General features: G+C 60.8%; 11 protein-coding genes. 9 read left to right on the top strand and 2 right to left on the bottom strand.

Annotated elements, in window-relative coordinates; all coding sequences use genetic code 11:
* Window positions 1-48: 48 nt before the first annotated feature.
* On the bottom strand, window positions 49-1,539 hold the full coding sequence (locus J4D25_RS09895) for a leucyl aminopeptidase (RefSeq protein WP_057716668.1): 1,491 nt from the start codon (window positions 1,537-1,539) through the stop codon (window positions 49-51).
* Between the two features lie 392 nt (window positions 1,540-1,931).
* On the opposite strand from J4D25_RS09895, the gene lptF reads away from it, so the two are divergent.
* From lptF to pdxJ, 8 genes are all read left to right on the top strand, one after another.
* Window positions 1,932-3,050, top strand: a complete 1,119-nt coding sequence (gene lptF / locus J4D25_RS09890; protein ID WP_057716285.1) for an LPS export ABC transporter permease LptF — start codon at window positions 1,932-1,934, stop codon at window positions 3,048-3,050.
* Window positions 3,043-4,104 carry an LPS export ABC transporter permease LptG gene (lptG, locus tag J4D25_RS09885; protein ID WP_057716284.1) on the top strand — a complete coding sequence of 354 codons (1,062 nt, stop codon included), beginning with the start codon at window positions 3,043-3,045 and terminating at the stop codon, window positions 4,102-4,104. Before lptF ends, lptG begins: the two co-directional genes overlap by 8 nt.
* A 171-nt stretch (window positions 4,105-4,275) precedes the next feature.
* The gene (gene lepA / locus J4D25_RS09880; protein ID WP_008053223.1) at window positions 4,276-6,075 is read left to right on the top strand and encodes a translation elongation factor 4; all 1,800 of its coding nucleotides are present in this window, start codon (window positions 4,276-4,278) and stop codon (window positions 6,073-6,075) included.
* Between the two features lie 5 nt (window positions 6,076-6,080).
* Window positions 6,081-6,935 carry a signal peptidase I gene (lepB, locus tag J4D25_RS09875; RefSeq protein WP_057716283.1) on the top strand — a complete coding sequence of 285 codons (855 nt, stop codon included), beginning with the start codon at window positions 6,081-6,083 and terminating at the stop codon, window positions 6,933-6,935.
* A 184-nt stretch (window positions 6,936-7,119) separates the two neighbouring features.
* Window positions 7,120-7,809: a ribonuclease III gene (gene rnc / locus J4D25_RS09870; RefSeq protein ID WP_008053221.1), complete on the top strand. Its 690-nt coding sequence runs from the start codon at window positions 7,120-7,122 to the stop codon at window positions 7,807-7,809.
* Window positions 7,802-8,704: a GTPase Era gene (era, locus tag J4D25_RS09865; RefSeq protein ID WP_057716282.1), complete on the top strand. Its 903-nt coding sequence runs from the start codon at window positions 7,802-7,804 to the stop codon at window positions 8,702-8,704. The genes rnc and era overlap by 8 nt, the downstream gene beginning before the upstream one ends.
* Before the next feature lie 172 nt (window positions 8,705-8,876).
* Entirely contained in the window at window positions 8,877-9,560 is a 684-nt protein-coding gene (gene recO / locus J4D25_RS09860) for a DNA repair protein RecO (RefSeq protein ID WP_057716281.1), read from the top strand.
* Between the two features lie 49 nt (window positions 9,561-9,609).
* Window positions 9,610-10,356, top strand: a complete 747-nt coding sequence (gene pdxJ, locus J4D25_RS09855; protein ID WP_057716280.1) for a pyridoxine 5'-phosphate synthase — start codon at window positions 9,610-9,612, stop codon at window positions 10,354-10,356.
* A gap of 123 nt (window positions 10,357-10,479) precedes the next feature.
* Here pdxJ and mltF read toward each other — a convergent pair whose 3' ends face one another.
* Complete coding sequence (mltF, locus tag J4D25_RS09850; protein WP_079246808.1) at window positions 10,480-11,940, bottom strand: membrane-bound lytic murein transglycosylase MltF; 1,461 nt, start codon at window positions 11,938-11,940, stop codon at window positions 10,480-10,482.
* A gap of 285 nt (window positions 11,941-12,225) precedes the next feature.
* Between mltF and purL the strand changes: the two genes are divergently transcribed.
* Window positions 12,226-16,122 (top strand): phosphoribosylformylglycinamidine synthase, encoded by a 3,897-nt coding sequence (purL, locus tag J4D25_RS09845; protein ID WP_057716279.1) that lies wholly within the window; start codon window positions 12,226-12,228, stop codon window positions 16,120-16,122.
* The last annotated feature ends 3 nt before the right edge of the window (window positions 16,123-16,125 follow it).

The following is a 16,125-nucleotide window of genomic DNA, read 5'->3' as shown; positions in this document are numbered from 1 at the left end:
GCGGCAAGCGGCGCCACCGAAAAGTGACGCCGCCGCCCATCAACGGTTTCAGGCTTTGGCGCGGTCCAGCAGGTATTGGGTCAGCAGGGGAACCGGACGGCCAGTGGCGCCCTTGTCCTTGCCGCCGCTGGTCCAGGCCGTGCCGGCGATGTCCAGGTGCGCCCAGTTCAGGTTCTTGGTGAAGCGCGACAGGAAGCAGGCCGCAGTGATGGTGCCGGCTTTCGGGCCGCCAATGTTGGCGATGTCGGCGAACGGGCTGTCCAGCTGTTCCTGGTACTCATCGAACAGCGGCAGTTGCCAGGCGCGGTCGTCGGCAGCCTTGCCGGCGCTCAGCAGTTGGCCGATCAGTTCGTCATTGTTGCCCAGCAGGCCCGAGGTGTGGGAACCCAGGGCAACCACGCAGGCGCCGGTCAGGGTCGCGATGTCGATGACCGCTTGCGGCTTGAAGCGCTCGGAGTAGGTCAGGGCGTCGCACAGCACCAGACGGCCTTCGGCGTCGGTGTTGAGGATTTCCACGGTCTGACCGCTCATGGTGGTGACGATGTCCCCCGGGCGCGAAGCGTTGCCGCTCGGCATGTTTTCGGCGCAGGCCAGGATGCACACCAGGTTGATCGGCAGCTTCAGCTCGAGCACGGCACGCAGGGTACCGAACACGCTGGCGGCGCCGCCCATGTCGTACTTCATTTCATCCATGCCGGCACCCGGCTTGAGGCTGATGCCGCCGGTGTCGAAGGTGATGCCTTTGCCGACCAGCGCGTACGGCTTCTCGGATTTCTTGCCACCGTTGTATTGCATGACGATCAGGCGCGGAGGCTGGGCGCTGCCCTGGCCGACGGCGTAGAACGAGCCCATGCCCAGGGCCTTGATCTTCTTCTCGTCGAGGACTTCGACTTTCAGGTCCTTGAATTCTTTGCCCAGGTCTTTGGCCTGCTCACCGAGGAAGGTCGGGTGACAGATGTTCGGCGGCAGGTTACCCAGGTTGCGGGTGAAGGCCATGCCGTTGGCGATGGCGGTGGCGTGGGTCACGGCGCGTTGCACTTCAGCCTGGGCGGCCTTGATGGTCAGCAGGGTGATTTTCTTCAGCGCGCGGGGTTCGGCCTTCTGGCTCTTGAACTGGTCGAAGCTGTACTCGCCGTCCACCAGGGTTTCGGCCAGCAGGCGGGTCTTGCCATAACTGTCGCGGCCTTTGACGACCACTTCATCCAGGGCCAGCACCGCGTCGCTGCCGCCCAGGCTTTTGAGGGTGTTGAGGATGCCGGCGATGATCTTGCGGAACGGGCGGTCACCCAGTTCGTCGTCCTTGCCAACGCCCACCAGCAGCACACGCTCGGCCTTGAGGTTCGGCAGGCTGTGCAGCAGCAGGCTTTGGCCGACCTTGCCGGTCAGGTCGCCGCGCTTGAGCACAGTGCTGATCGCGCCGCCGCTCAGTTCGTCGAGTTGTTTGGCAACACCGCCGAGCTTGCGGCCTTCGCCAACGGAGACCACGAGAGTGGCGGTCTTCAACGTTTCGGGGTTGACGCTTTTTACAACCAGTTCCATGTCCGGGTCCCTGAATTGATGGTTATCACGCATGCGCCCGACACCTTATGTGCGTCGATTGCTTATAAACAGAAAGGCGCCAGGATCGACCGGCGACAAAGGCCGCAGTTTGAACCTCGCTACCGGCGGCTGACAACCCTCGACCGCACGAATGTAGGAGCGAGCCTGCTCGCGAAGAACCCAAGATTGACGCAGGGTGTCAGGCTCCCCGCGTTATCGTTGACGACCATCGCGAGCAGGCTCGCTCCTACAAGGGGGGATGCATTGCGCAGTGACAGGCGCATCCAATCACAGGATAATGCGCCATCTTTTTTCGGCGGCTCTGCCTTGCGGGCTGTCCGATACGTTTGCTTGTTCGGCCGCCTTAGCCTGACAACTCTGGAGTGTCTGGTTTGATCGTCTTCCGTTATCTATCCCGCGAAGTCCTGTTGACCTTGAGCGCCGTCAGTGCCGTGCTGCTGGTCATCATCATGAGCGGTCGCTTCATCAAATACCTCGCCCAGGCGGCTTCGGGCCTGCTGGATCCGGGGTCGTTGTTCCTGATCATGGGCTATCGCCTGCCGGGCTTCCTCCAGCTGATCCTGCCGCTGGGGCTGTTTCTCGGGATCCTGTTGTCCTACGGTCGCCTGTACCTCGAAAGCGAAATGACCGTGCTCTCGGCCACGGGCATGAGCCAGCAGCGGCTGTTTTGCATGACGCTGTTCCCGGCCACCCTGGTTGCGCTCGTCGTGGCGTGGCTGAGCCTGAGCCTGGCGCCACAGGGGGCCAATCAGTTTCAGTTGCTGCTGAACAAGCAGGATGCCCTGACCGAATTCGATACCCTGGAGCCAGGGCGTTTCCAGGCTTTGCGTGACGGCACCCGGGTCACCTACACCGAGAGCATGTCCGATGACCGCGTCAATCTGGGTGGTGTGTTCATCTCGCAAAAAAACATCAGTTCCAATAACAAGGATCGCGGGATTTCTGTGCTGGTGGCGGAAAAGGGGCGCCAGGAAATTCGTCCGGACGGCAACCGCTACCTGATTCTTGATAACGGCTATCGCTATGACGGTAGTCCGGGGCAGGCCGACTACCGGGCGATCAAGTATGACGAGTACGGTGTGTTGCTGCCAAAACCGGAAGTCAGTGACGAAGTCACCGACCGTGACGCAATGCCGACCCGTACATTGATCGGCAGTGACGACATTCGCATGCGCGCCGAGCTGCAATGGCGCATGTCTCTGCCGTTGCTGGTGTTCATCGTGACCTTGATGGCGGTGCCGCTGTCACGGGTCAACCCGCGTCAGGGCCGATTCCTCAAGTTACTGCCGGCGATTCTTCTTTATATGGCTTACCTGAGCATTCTGATTGCCGCCCGCGGTGCCCTCGACAAGGGCAAGATCCCTGCGGTGTTTGGCTTGTGGTGGGTGCACGGGATTTTCCTGTCCATCGGCCTGGGCTTGCTCTACTGGGAACCCTTGAGCTTGAAGAGGGCGAGTCGCCGCAGCGCGCTGGAGGTGGCCCGTGGTTAAGCTTGATCGCTACATTGGTAGCAGTGTGTTCATGGCGATCCTGGCGGTGCTCGGGATCATTCTTGGTCTGGCGACACTGTTTGCCTTCATCGACGAGATGGGGGAAATCAGCGATACCTACACCCTGGTCGATGTGCTGAGTTATGTGTTGTTGACCGCTCCGCGCCGGATGTACGAAATGCTGCCGATGGCTGCGCTGATCGGCTGCCTGATCGGTCTGGGCAGCCTGGCCAGCAACAGTGAGTTGACCATCATGCGCGCCGCCGGCGTGTCGATCGGCCGGATCGTCTGGGCGGTCATGAAGCCGATGCTGGTATTGATGCTGGCCGGCGTGCTGGTCGGCGAGTACGTCGCTCCGCCCGCTGAAACCGCCGCGCAGGCCAATCGCTCGCTGGCCCAGGGCAGCGGTGATGCACAAAGCGCCAGGCACGGCTTGTGGCACCGCCAGGGCGATGAGTTCATTCACGTCAACTCGGTACAACCCAACGGCATCCTGTATGGCGTGACCCGTTATCGCTTCGACAAAGAGCGGCACATGCTGTCGGCGAGTTTCGCCAAGCGTGCCAACTTCGAAAACGATCACTGGCAGTTGTCGGATGTCACGACCACGCTGTTCCACGAGCGGAGCACCGAAGTGGTTTCGACCCCGCAAGAGCGCTGGGACGTTGCGTTGAGTCCGCAGTTGCTGAACACCGTGATCATGGTGCCCGAGTCGCTGTCGATCAGTGGCCTGTGGAGTTACATCCATTATCTGGCGGACCAGGGGCTGAACAATGGCCGCTACTGGCTGGCATTTTGGGTCAAGGTGTTGCAGCCGCTGGTGACTGCCGCTCTGGTGTTGATGGCGATTTCCTTCATCTTTGGTCCGCTGCGCTCGGTGACCCTGGGTCAACGGGTGTTCACCGGCGTGCTGGTGGGCTTCACCTTCCGCATCGTTCAGGATCTGCTGGGGCCTTCGAGCCAGGTGTTCGGCTTCCCGCCGTTGCTTTCGGTGCTGGTGCCGGCGGGCGTTTGTGCCGTGGCGGGGCTCTGGCTGTTGCGTCGAGCTGGCTGATGGCGGGCATTTTCCGACCGCTTTGACGTTAAAAAACGCCCTTGTCGCAAGACCGGGGCGTTTTTGTAGGCACCGTCTGACCTGCGAACGTGACGCTTGCGTCGTGGATCAGGTACAATTCCCGGCTATTTTTCGGCGGGCTATGCCTGCAGCCTTTTTGAGTGTTGATCCGTGAGTGATTTGAGTCATATCCGCAATTTCTCCATCATCGCCCACATTGACCATGGCAAGTCGACGCTGGCCGATCGCTTCATCCAGATGTGTGGCGGCCTCGCCGAGCGCGAAATGGAAGCCCAGGTCCTGGACTCCATGGACCTTGAGCGTGAACGCGGGATCACCATCAAGGCGCACAGCGTCACCTTGTATTACAAGGCTCGCGACGGTATCAACTACCAGCTGAACTTCATTGATACCCCCGGCCACGTTGACTTCACCTATGAGGTGAGCCGTTCGCTGGCTGCCTGTGAAGGCGCGCTGCTGGTAGTCGATGCCGGTCAAGGCGTTGAAGCACAGTCGGTTGCCAACTGCTACACGGCCATCGAGCAGGGCCTGGAAGTGATGCCGGTGCTGAACAAGATCGACCTGCCACAGGCCGATCCGGACCGCGTTAAAGAAGAAATCGAAAAAATCATCGGCATCGATGCCACCGATGCGGTCGAGTGCTCGGCCAAGACCGGCCTGGGCGTCGACGAAGTGCTCGAGCGCCTGGTCGCCACCATTCCTGCACCGACCGGCAACTACGAAGATCCGCTGCAAGCGTTGATCATCGACTCCTGGTTCGACAACTACCTGGGTGTTGTTTCCCTGGTGCGCGTGCGCCACGGTCGTGTGAAGAAGGGCGACAAGATCCTGGTCAAGTCCACCGGCAAGATCCACCTGGTAGACAGCGTCGGTGTATTCAACCCGAAGCACACCCCTACCGCTGACCTCAAGGCCGGTGAAGTGGGCTTCATCATCGCCAGCATCAAGGACATTCACGGTGCGCCAGTGGGCGATACCCTGACCTTGAGCTCGACGCCGGACGTTGATGTACTGCCAGGCTTCAAGCGTATTCAGCCGCAGGTTTACGCCGGTCTGTTCCCGGTCAGCTCCGACGACTTCGAAGATTTCCGCGAAGCGCTGCAAAAGCTCACCCTGAACGACTCGTCGCTGCAATACACGCCGGAAAGCTCTGACGCACTGGGCTTCGGCTTCCGTTGCGGCTTCCTCGGCATGCTGCACATGGAAATCATCCAGGAGCGCCTGGAGCGCGAGTACAACCTGGACTTGATCACCACGGCGCCGACGGTGATCTTCGAGCTGCTGCTCAAGACCGGCGAGACGATCTACGTCGATAACCCGTCGAAGCTCCCGGACCTGTCCTCGATCGAAGACATGCGTGAGCCGATCGTGCGGGCCAATATTCTTGTGCCGCAAGAGCACCTGGGCAACGTCATTACCCTGTGCATCGAAAAACGTGGTGTGCAGGTTGACATGCTGTTCCTCGGCTCCCAGGTACAAGTGACCTACGACCTGCCGATGAACGAAGTGGTGCTGGACTTCTTCGACCGCCTGAAATCCACCAGCCGCGGCTATGCTTCGCTGGACTACCATTTCGATCGTTATCAATCGGCTAGCCTGGTGAAACTGGACGTGCTGATCAACGGTGACAAGGTCGACGCCCTGGCGCTGATCGTGCACCGTGACAACTCGCACTACAAAGGTCGCCAGTTGACCGAGAAGATGAAAGAACTGATTCCGCGGCAGATGTTCGACGTGGCAATCCAGGCCGCCATTGGCGGGCAGATTGTGGCGCGGACAACCGTCAAGGCGCTCAGAAAGAACGTATTGGCCAAATGCTACGGTGGTGACGTCAGCCGTAAGAAGAAACTGCTGGAGAAGCAAAAGGCCGGTAAGAAACGCATGAAGCAGGTCGGCAACGTGGAGATTCCACAGGAAGCCTTCCTTGCAGTGCTCAGGTTGGATAGTTAGGTCCTATGTCGCTAAATTTCCCGCTGTTGCTGGTCATTGCCGTGTTCGTCTGCGGCCTGTTGGCGTTGCTCGATCTGTTGATCCTGGCCCCGCGTCGGCGTGCCGCCATCGCTTCCTATCAGGGCAGCGTCAGCCAGCCTGACATGGTCGTGGTCGAGAAGCTGAACAAAGAGCCGCTGCTGGTTGAATACGGCAAGTCGTTCTTCCCGGTGTTGTTCATCGTGCTGGTGCTGCGTTCGTTCCTGGTGGAACCGTTCCAGATTCCTTCCGGTTCGATGAAGCCAACCCTGGATGTCGGCGACTTCATCCTGGTGAGCAAGTTTTCCTACGGGATCCGCTTGCCGGTGATCGACAAGAAAGTCATCGAAGTCGGTGATCCGCAGCGCGGCGATGTGATGGTGTTCCGCTACCCGAGCGACCCGAACGTCAACTACATCAAGCGTGTGGTTGGTTTGCCGGGCGACACGGTTCGCTACACCGCCGACAAGCGCCTGTTCGTCAACGGTCAATCGATTGCCGAGCAACTGGTCGGCTCCGAGCCGGGCACGCTGGGCAGCGCTGAGCTCTACAAGGAAAAACTCGGTGTGGCCGAGCACATGATCCGCAAGGAAATGAGCCGCTACCGCGCAATGCCGGACCATTCGTGGACCGTGCCGGCCGGGCACTACTTCATGATGGGCGACAACCGCGACAACTCGAACGACAGTCGCTACTGGGATGATCCGAACATTCCCAAGGATCTGCTGGGCATGGTTCCCGACAAGAATATCGTCGGCAAGGCCTTTGCGGTCTGGATGAGCTGGCCGGAACCCAAACTCAGCCACCTGCCGAATTTCTCGCGGGTTGGCCTGATCAAGTAATCAGACACGGCGCTGTTGAACACAGCGCCGAATGCATTTCTGGAGCCGGCACAATGGGCGCCAGAGGCATGAAAACAATGATATTCAGGACGTTATTTTTGAACACAGCTTTAATTGTCCCAAGCCTGCGCCAACTTACGGCGATGGCGGTGGAATCCAGCCACGAACTCAGCGTGGGTAAACCGTGAGCGTCTCCTTAAGCCGTCTAGAGCGTCAGCTCGGCTACACCTTCAAGGATCAGGAACTGATGGTCCTGGCCCTGACTCACCGCAGCTTTGCCGGGCGTAACAACGAACGCCTGGAATTCCTCGGTGACGCCATTCTCAACTTCGTCGCCGGCGAGGCGTTGTTCGAGCGCTTCCCGCTGGCTCGCGAAGGCCAGTTGTCGCGTTTGCGCGCACGTCTGGTCAAAGGTGAGACCCTGGCCGTACTGGCCCGTGGTTTCGATCTGGGCGAATACCTGCGCCTGGGCTCGGGCGAGCTGAAAAGCGGCGGTTTCCGTCGCGAGTCGATTCTGGCCGATGCCCTCGAAGCGCTGATCGGTGCGATCTACCTCGATGCTGGCATGGAAATGGCCCGCGAGCGTGTGCTCGCCTGGCTGGCCGGCGAGTTCGAAGGCCTGACGCTGGTCGACACCAACAAAGATCCAAAGACCCGCCTGCAAGAGTTCCTGCAGTCCCGTGGTTGTGAGCTGCCGCGTTACGAAGTGGTGGATATCCAGGGTGAGCCGCATTGCCGGACGTTCTTCGTCGAATGCGAAATCATCTTACTGAATGAAAAAAGCCGAGGTCAGGGTGTGAGTCGTCGTATTGCCGAACAGGTAGCGGCCGCCGCAGCACTGATTGCCCTGGGTGTGGAGAATGGCAATGACTGATACAAACGCAACTCGCTGTGGCTATGTTGCCATCGTCGGCCGTCCGAACGTGGGCAAGTCCACGTTGCTGAACCACATCCTGGGTCAGAAGCTGGCGATCACCTCGCGCAAACCGCAAACCACCCGTCACAACATGCTCGGTATCAAGACCGAGGGCGATGTGCAGGCGATCTACGTCGACACCCCTGGTATGCACAAGGGCGGCGAAAAGGCCCTGAACCGCTACATGAACAAGACCGCTTCGGCGGCGCTGAAAGACGTCGACGTGGTGATCTTCGTGGTCGACCGCACCAAGTGGACCGAAGAAGACCAGATGGTTCTCGAGCGCGTCCAGTACGTGACCGGCCCGCTGATCGTGGCGTTGAACAAGACCGACCGCATCGAAGACAAGGCCGAGCTGATGCCGCACCTGTCCTGGTTGCAGGAACAGCTGCCGAACGCGCAGATCATCCCGATTTCCGCGCAGCACGGGCACAACCTCGACGCACTGGAACGCGTGATTGCCGAGCACCTGCCGGAAAACGATCACTTCTTCCCGGAAGACCAGATCACCGACCGCAGCAGCCGTTTCCTCGCCGCCGAGCTGGTGCGCGAGAAAATCATGCGCCAGTTGGGCGCCGAGCTGCCGTACCAGATCACCGTTGAAATCGAAGAGTTCAAGCAGCAGGGCAAGACCCTGCACATTCATGCCTTGATCCTCGTCGAGCGCGATGGCCAGAAGAAAATCATCATTGGCGACAAGGGCGAGCGCATCAAGCGCATCGGCACCGAAGCGCGCAAGGACATGGAGCTGCTGTTCGACTCCAAGATCATGCTCAACCTGTGGGTCAAGGTTAAGGGTGGCTGGTCCGATGACGAGCGTGCATTGCGTTCGTTGGGTTACGGCGACCTGTAATACGTTTTCCGGATCAACAATGATCCCCTGTGGGAGCGAGCTTGCTCGCGATAACGGTCTGTCAGTCAACATTAATGTTGAATATCAGGCCCTCATCGCGAGCAAGCTCGCTCCCACATTGGTTTCAGGTTGTATGTAAAACTGCGCTCCTTCATCGAGAACTGCGATTTCCATGTCCCAAGCGCCCGCCCAACCCGCCTATGTCCTGCACTCCCGCGCCTACCGTGAAAACAGCGCGCTGGTGGACTTCCTCACGCCGCAAGGTCGGCTGCGGGCGGTGTTGCGCAGTGCACGGGGCAAGGCCGGGACACTGGCGCGGCCGTTCGTGCCATTGGAAGTCGAGTTCCGGGGCAAGGGCGAGCTGAAGAATGTCGGGCGCATGGAGAGTGCTGGCATCTCCACCTGGCTCAATGGCGAGGCGCTGTTCAGCGGTCTTTACCTCAATGAATTGCTGATTCGCCTGTTGCCCGCCGAAGATCCTCATCCCGGCGTATTCGATCACTACGCTGCGACTTTGCTGGCGCTGGCTGAAGGTCGTGCTCTGGAGCCCTTGCTGCGCTCCTTCGAGTGGCGCTTGCTCGATGACCTCGGCTACGGTTTTTCCCTGACGACTGATATTCATGATCAACCCATCGCGCCGGACGGCCTCTACCGTTTGCAAGTGGATGCCGGGCTTGAACGTGTCTACCTGCTGCAACCGGGCCTGTTCAACGGCACCGAATTGCTGGCCATGGCTGAAGCCGACTGGTCTGCCCCCGGCGCTCTGTCTGCCGCCAAGCGCTTGATGCGCCAGGCGTTGGCCGTTCACCTGGGTGGTCGTCCACTTGTCAGTCGCGAGCTGTTTCGCAAGCCCTGATCACACCGTATGCTGTGCACCGAACTTTCTCTTCTTCTGGAGCGCTTCCGTGACCACCAGCACCCGTATTCTTCTTGGCGTGAACATCGACCACGTTGCCACCCTGCGTCAGGCCCGGGGCACCCGTTACCCGGACCCGGTCAAGGCTGCACTGGACGCGGAAGAGGCGGGCGCCGACGGCATCACCGTGCACCTGCGCGAAGACCGTCGGCACATTCAGGAGCGCGACGTTCTGCTGCTCAAGGACGTGCTGCAAACCCGCATGAACTTCGAAATGGGTGTCACCGAGGAAATGATGTTGTTCGCCGAGCGCATCCGCCCGGCGCACATTTGCCTGGTGCCGGAAACCCGTCAGGAGCTGACCACCGAAGGTGGCCTGGATGTGGCGGGGCAGGAGGCGCGGATCAAGGCGGCGGTCGAGCGTCTGTCGAAGATCGGCTCCGAAGTGTCGCTGTTCATTGACGCCGATGAGCGCCAGATCGAAGCCTCCCGTCGTGTCGGCGCGCCAGCCATCGAGTTGCACACCGGGCGTTATGCCGATGCCGAGACGCCGACCGAAGTCGCCGAAGAACTCAAGCGTGTAGCCGATGGCGTGGCCTTCGGTCTGGCCCAGGGCCTGATCGTCAATGCCGGTCATGGCCTGCACTATCACAACGTCGAAGCCGTGGCGGCGATCAAGGGCATCAACGAACTGAACATCGGCCATGCGCTGGTGGCCCATGCGCTGTTCGTTGGCTTCAAGTCGGCTGTTTCGGAGATGAAGGCGCTGATTCTGACGGCGGCTGCCAAGGCTTAAAACCAACACAAAACCCTGTGGGAGCGAGCTTGCTCGCGATAGCGGTCTGACAGACACAATTGATGTGACTGACAGGGCCTCATCGCGAGCAAGCTCGCTCCCACATTTGATTTTGGGTGGCTGTCAGAGCGGGGCAGGTTCCTGCGATGGCTTGCTCTTGTCGATCCCCGGAACAAGCAGTTTGCCTTCGGCGACCTGGTCGCCTTCAAGCTGCGGCTGCGTGACCCAGGTCAGGATGTCGTAGTAGCGACGGATGTTCGCCACGAAATGCACCGGTTCGCCGCCACGGGCGTAGCCGTAACGGGTTTTGCTGTACCACTTCTTTTCCGACAGGCGCGGCAGGATCTTCTTTACGTCCAGCCATTTGTCCGGGTTCAACCCTTCCTTGGCCGCCAGTTTGCGTGCGTCATCCAGGTGGCCGCTGCCGACGTTGTAGGCCGCCAGGGCAAACCAGGTCCGGTCCGGCTCCTGAATCGAGTCGTCGAGCTGGTCTTTCATGTAGGCCAGGTACTTGGCGCCGCCCATGATGCTCTGCCTGGGGTCCAGGCGGTTGGACACGCCCATGGCCTGCGCGGTGTTCTGGGTCAGCATCATCAGGCCGCGCACGCCGGTCTTGGACGTGACCGTCGGTTGCCACAACGACTCCTGGTACCCGATGGCCGCCAGCAGGCGCCAGTCGACTTTCTCCTTCTTGGCGTAGGCCTTGAAGTGCTGTTCGTACTTGGGCAGGCGTTGCTGCAAGTGTTGGGCAAACGTGGTGGCGCCCATGTAGCCGAGGACGTCGACATGCCCGTAGTAGCGGTCCTTGAGGCGTTGCAGGGTGCCGTTCTTCTTGACCTTGTCGAGGTAATCGTTGATTTCGTTGAGCAGGCTGTTGTCGTCGCCCGGGGCGACGGCCCAGCTCTGGTTGCTGGCGTCGCCGAGGTCGAAGGCGACCCGGATGTTGGTGAAGTACACCTGGTTCATCGCCACTTCGTTGGAGTCGACCAGGGTCAGGTCGATCTGACCTTCATCCACCATGCGCAGGAGATCGACGACCTCGACCGCGTCAGACTCTTCGTATTCGATGCCGGGAAACTTCTGTTTCAGCTGCGCCAGTTGTTCGGCGTGGGTGCTGCCCTTGAGCACCATGATCTTCTTGCCCACCAGATCCTTCGCATCGGTCGGCCGGGACTGGCCGTTGCGGTAGATGATCTGCGGGGTGACTTCCAGGTAGGAGTGGGAGAAGCGCACCTGCTTCTTGCGCTCTTCGCTGCTGACCAGACCGGCAGCCGCCAGCACCGGGCCATTGGGCTTGCCGACCTGGTTGAACAGGTCATCGAGGTTGTCGGCGGTCTCGATCTTGAGCTCGACCCCCAGATCGTCGGCGAAGCGCTTCACCAGCTCGTATTCGAAGCCGGTCTCACCGTTGCGATCCTGAAAGTAGGTGGCGGGGCTGTTTCGGGTAACCACCCGCAGCACACCATCCTCCTTTACGCGCTCGAGCGTGTTGGGTTTATCAACACAGCCACCGAGCATCAGGAAGAGTCCGGTTGCGATCAGCCATTTGGCGTACCGCGGACGCAAAGCCGTTGGGAAAAACATCTGCGCAGTATACGCAAAGGACCACGAGCGCCATATCTCGACAGTGAGGGGCTTGTCTGCTAGCGATCACAAAACCGGCCGAAACCCCGCAGGAATGGGCCTTGCCTGCATTTTGTTACAGTAAAAATAAGCTGTTGCTGCACGCCCGGTTAACCTGACTTTCGAGGCAGAAACACAGATCGACGCCCGAGTGCAACCGTGCGTAGCGTTTCGGGTGATGTCGCGGGCTGTTTAGGCTAGAATGCACGGCCTCAAAGCACACCCCTTCCCGAGGCTGTCCCGAAGATGTTGATCCTGCGCGGCGCTCCTGCCCTTTCTGCCTTTCGCCACAGCAAGCTCCTTGAGCAACTGAGCCAGAAGGTTCCGGCTGTCAGCGGCCTGTATGCTGAATTCGCTCACTTCGCCGAAGTTACCGGCGTCCTGACCGGCGACGAACAGCAGGTGCTCGCGCGCCTTCTGAAGTACGGTCCAAGCGTTCCGGTACAGGAACCGACCGGTCGTCTGTTTCTGGTGCTGCCGCGTTTCGGCACCATCTCGCCGTGGTCGAGCAAGGCCAGCGACATCGCCCGTAACTGTGGCCTGGCGAAAATCCAGCGCCTGGAGCGCGGCATCGCGTTCTACGTGGCCGGCCAGTTCAGCGACGCTGAAGCCCAGCTGATCGCCGACGGTCTGCACGACCGCATGACCCAGATCGTCCTGGGTAACCTCGAGCAGGCCGCCGGCCTGTTCAGCCACGCCGAACCGAAGCCCCTGACCGCCATCGACGTGTTGGGTGGCGGCCGCGCCGCGCTGGAAAAAGCCAACACCGAGCTGGGCCTGGCCCTGGCCGAAGACGAGATCGACTATCTGGTCAACGCCTTCGTCGGCTTGAAGCGCAACCCGCATGACATCGAACTGATGATGTTCGCCCAGGCGAACTCCGAGCACTGCCGTCACAAGATCTTCAACGCCAGTTGGGACATCGACGGCGAGAGCCAGGAAAAAAGCCTGTTCGGCATGATCAAGAACACCTACGTGATGCATAGCGAAGGCGTTCTGTCGGCTTATAAGGACAACGCTTCGGTGATCGTCGGCTCCGTGGCCGGTCGCTTCTTCCCGGACCCTGAGACCCGCCAGTACGGCGCGGTGCAGGAGCCGGTGCACATCCTGATGAAGGTTGAAACCCACAACCACCCGACCGCGATTGCCCCGTTCCCGGGCGCATCCACCGGTTCCGGTGGCGAGATCCGTGACGAAGGCGCCACCGGTCGCGGTGCCAAGCCGAAGGCTGGCCTGACCGGTTTCACCGTGTCGAACCTGCAGATCCCGGGCTTCGAACAGCCGTGGGAAGTGCCGTACGGCAAGCCCGAGCGCATCGTCACCGCGCTGGACATCATGATCGAAGGCCCGCTGGGCGGCGCTGCGTTCAACAACGAATTCGGTCGTCCGGCACTGACCGGCTACTTCCGTACCTTCGAACAGTCGATCACCACCCCGCACGGTGACGAAGTTCGCGGCTACCACAAACCGATCATGCTGGCTGGCGGCATGGGCAACATCCGTGAAGAACACGTCAAGAAAGGCGAGATCGTCGTCGGCTCCAAGCTGATCGTGCTCGGCGGCCCGGCGATGCTGATCGGCCTGGGCGGCGGCGCCGCTTCCTCCATGGCCACCGGCACCAGCTCGGCAGACCTGGACTTCGCTTCCGTACAGCGCGAAAACCCGGAAATGGAACGTCGCTGCCAGGAAGTCATCGACCGTTGCTGGCAACTGGGCGACAAGAACCCGATCAGCTTCATCCACGACGTGGGTGCGGGCGGTCTGTCCAACGCCTTCCCGGAACTGGTCAACGACGGCGACCGCGGTGGCCGTTTCGAACTGCGCAACATTCCAAACGACGAGCCGGGCATGGCCCCGCACGAAATCTGGTCCAACGAATCCCAGGAACGTTACGTTCTGGCCGTCGGCCCGGCAGATTTCGAACGCTTCAAGGCGATCTGCGAGCGTGAGCGTTGCCCGTTTGCCGTCGTCGGCGAAGCCACTGCCGAGCCACAACTGACTGTGACCGACAGCCACTTCGGCAACAGCCCGGTGGACATGCCGCTGGAAGTGCTGCTGGGCAAAGCCCCGCGCATGCACCGTTCGGTGGTTCGCGAGAACGAACTGGGCGACGATTTCGATCCGTCGACCCTGAGCATCGCCGACTGCGTCGAGCGCGTCCTGCATCACCCGGCCGTGGCGAGCAAAAGCTTCCTGATCACCATCGGCGACCGCACCATCACCGGCCTCGTGGCCCGTGACCAGATGGTCGGCCCGTGGCAGGTTCCGGTGGCCGACGTTGCCGTCACCGCCACCAGCTTCGACGTCTACACCGGTGAAGCCATGGCCATGGGCGAGCGTACTCCGCTGGCACTGCTGGACGCTCCGGCGTCGGGCCGCATGGCCATCGGCGAAACCCTGACCAACATCGCGGCCTCGCGCATCGGCAAGATCTCCGACATCAAACTGTCGGCGAACTGGATGTCGGCTGCCGGTCACCCGGGTGAAGATGCACGCCTGTACGACACCGTGAAAGCGGTCGGCATGGAGTTGTGCCCTGAACTGGGCATCACCATTCCTGTGGGCAAGGACTCGATGTCCATGGCTACACGCTGGAACGATGAAGGCGTGGACAAGTCCGTGACTTCGCCGATGTCCCTGATCGTGACCGGTTTCGCGCCAGTGACTGACATCCGTCAGACCCTGACCCCGCAACTGCGCATGGACAAGGGCACCACCGACCTGATCCTGATCGACCTGGGCCGCGGCCAGAACCGCATGGGCGCCTCGATCCTGGCGCAGGTTCACGGCAAGCTCGGCAAGCAGGCTCCGGACGTCGATGACGCCGAAGACCTCAAAGCCTTCTTCGCGGTGATCCAGGGCCTCAACGCCGACGGCCACCTGCTGGCTTACCACGACCGCTCCGACGGTGGTCTGCTGACCAGCGTTGTCGAGATGGCGTTCGCCGGTCACTGTGGCCTGAGCCTGAACCTCGACGGTCTGGCAGAAACCTCTGCCGACATCGCCGCCATCCTGTTCAACGAAGAACTGGGTGCCGTGATCCAGGTTCGCCAGGACGCGACCCCGGACATCCTCGCGCAGTTCAGCGCTGCCGGCCTGGGTGACTGCGTGTCGGTGATCGGTCAGCCAATCAACAATGGCGAGATCGGCATCACCTTCAACGGCGACACTGTGTTCGAAGGCCAGCGTCGTCTGCTGCAACGCCAGTGGGCCGAGACCAGCTACCAGATCCAGCGTCTGCGTGACAACGCCGACTGCGCCGAGCAAGAGTTCGACGTGCTGCTGGAAGAAGAAAACCCGGGCCTGAGCGTCAAGCTGAGCTACGACATCAACCAGGACATCGCCGCGCCTTACATCAAGAAAGGCATTCGCCCACAGGTTGCCGTACTGCGTGAGCAGGGCGTCAACGGTCAGGTGGAAATGGCTGCCGCGTTCGACCGCGCCGGTTTCAACGCGATCGACGTGCACATGAGCGACATTCTGGCCGGCCGGGTCGACCTGAACGAGTTCAAGGGCATGGTCGCTTGCGGCGGTTTCTCTTACGGCGACGTATTGGGTGCCGGTGAAGGCTGGGCGAAATCCGCGCTGTTCAACAGCCGTGCCCGCGATGCGTTCCAGGGCTTCTTCGAACGCAACGACAGCTTCACCCTCGGCGTGTGCAACGGTTGCCAGATGATGTCCAACCTGCACGAGCTGATCCCGGGCAGCGAGTTCTGGCCGCACTTCGTGCGCAACCGCTCCGAGCAGTTCGAAGCCCGTGTTGCCATGGTGCAGATCCAGGAGTCGAACTCGATCTTCCTGCAAGGCATGGCCGGTTCGCGCATGCCGATCGCCATTGCTCACGGTGAAGGCCATGCCGAGTTCGCCAGCGAAGAAGCACTGCTGGAAGCCGATCTGTCGGGTTGCGTGGCGATGCGTTTCGTCGACAACCACGGCAAGGTCACCGAAAGCTACCCGGCCAACCCGAACGGCTCGCCGCGCGGGATCACCGGTTTGACCAGCCGCGACGGTCGCGTGACCATCATGATGCCGCACCCGGAACGAGTGTTCCGCGCCGTGCAGAACTCGTGGCGTTCGGATGACTGGAACGAAGATGCTCCGTTGATGCGTATGTTCCGTAACGCTCGTGTGTGGGTGAACTAAGCA

The organism is Pseudomonas sp. GW456-L13, assembly GCF_017350115.1.
Classification (GTDB): Bacteria; Pseudomonadota; Gammaproteobacteria; order Pseudomonadales; family Pseudomonadaceae; genus Aquipseudomonas; species Aquipseudomonas jessenii.
This window is presented reverse-complemented; position numbering and strand designations above follow the sequence as displayed.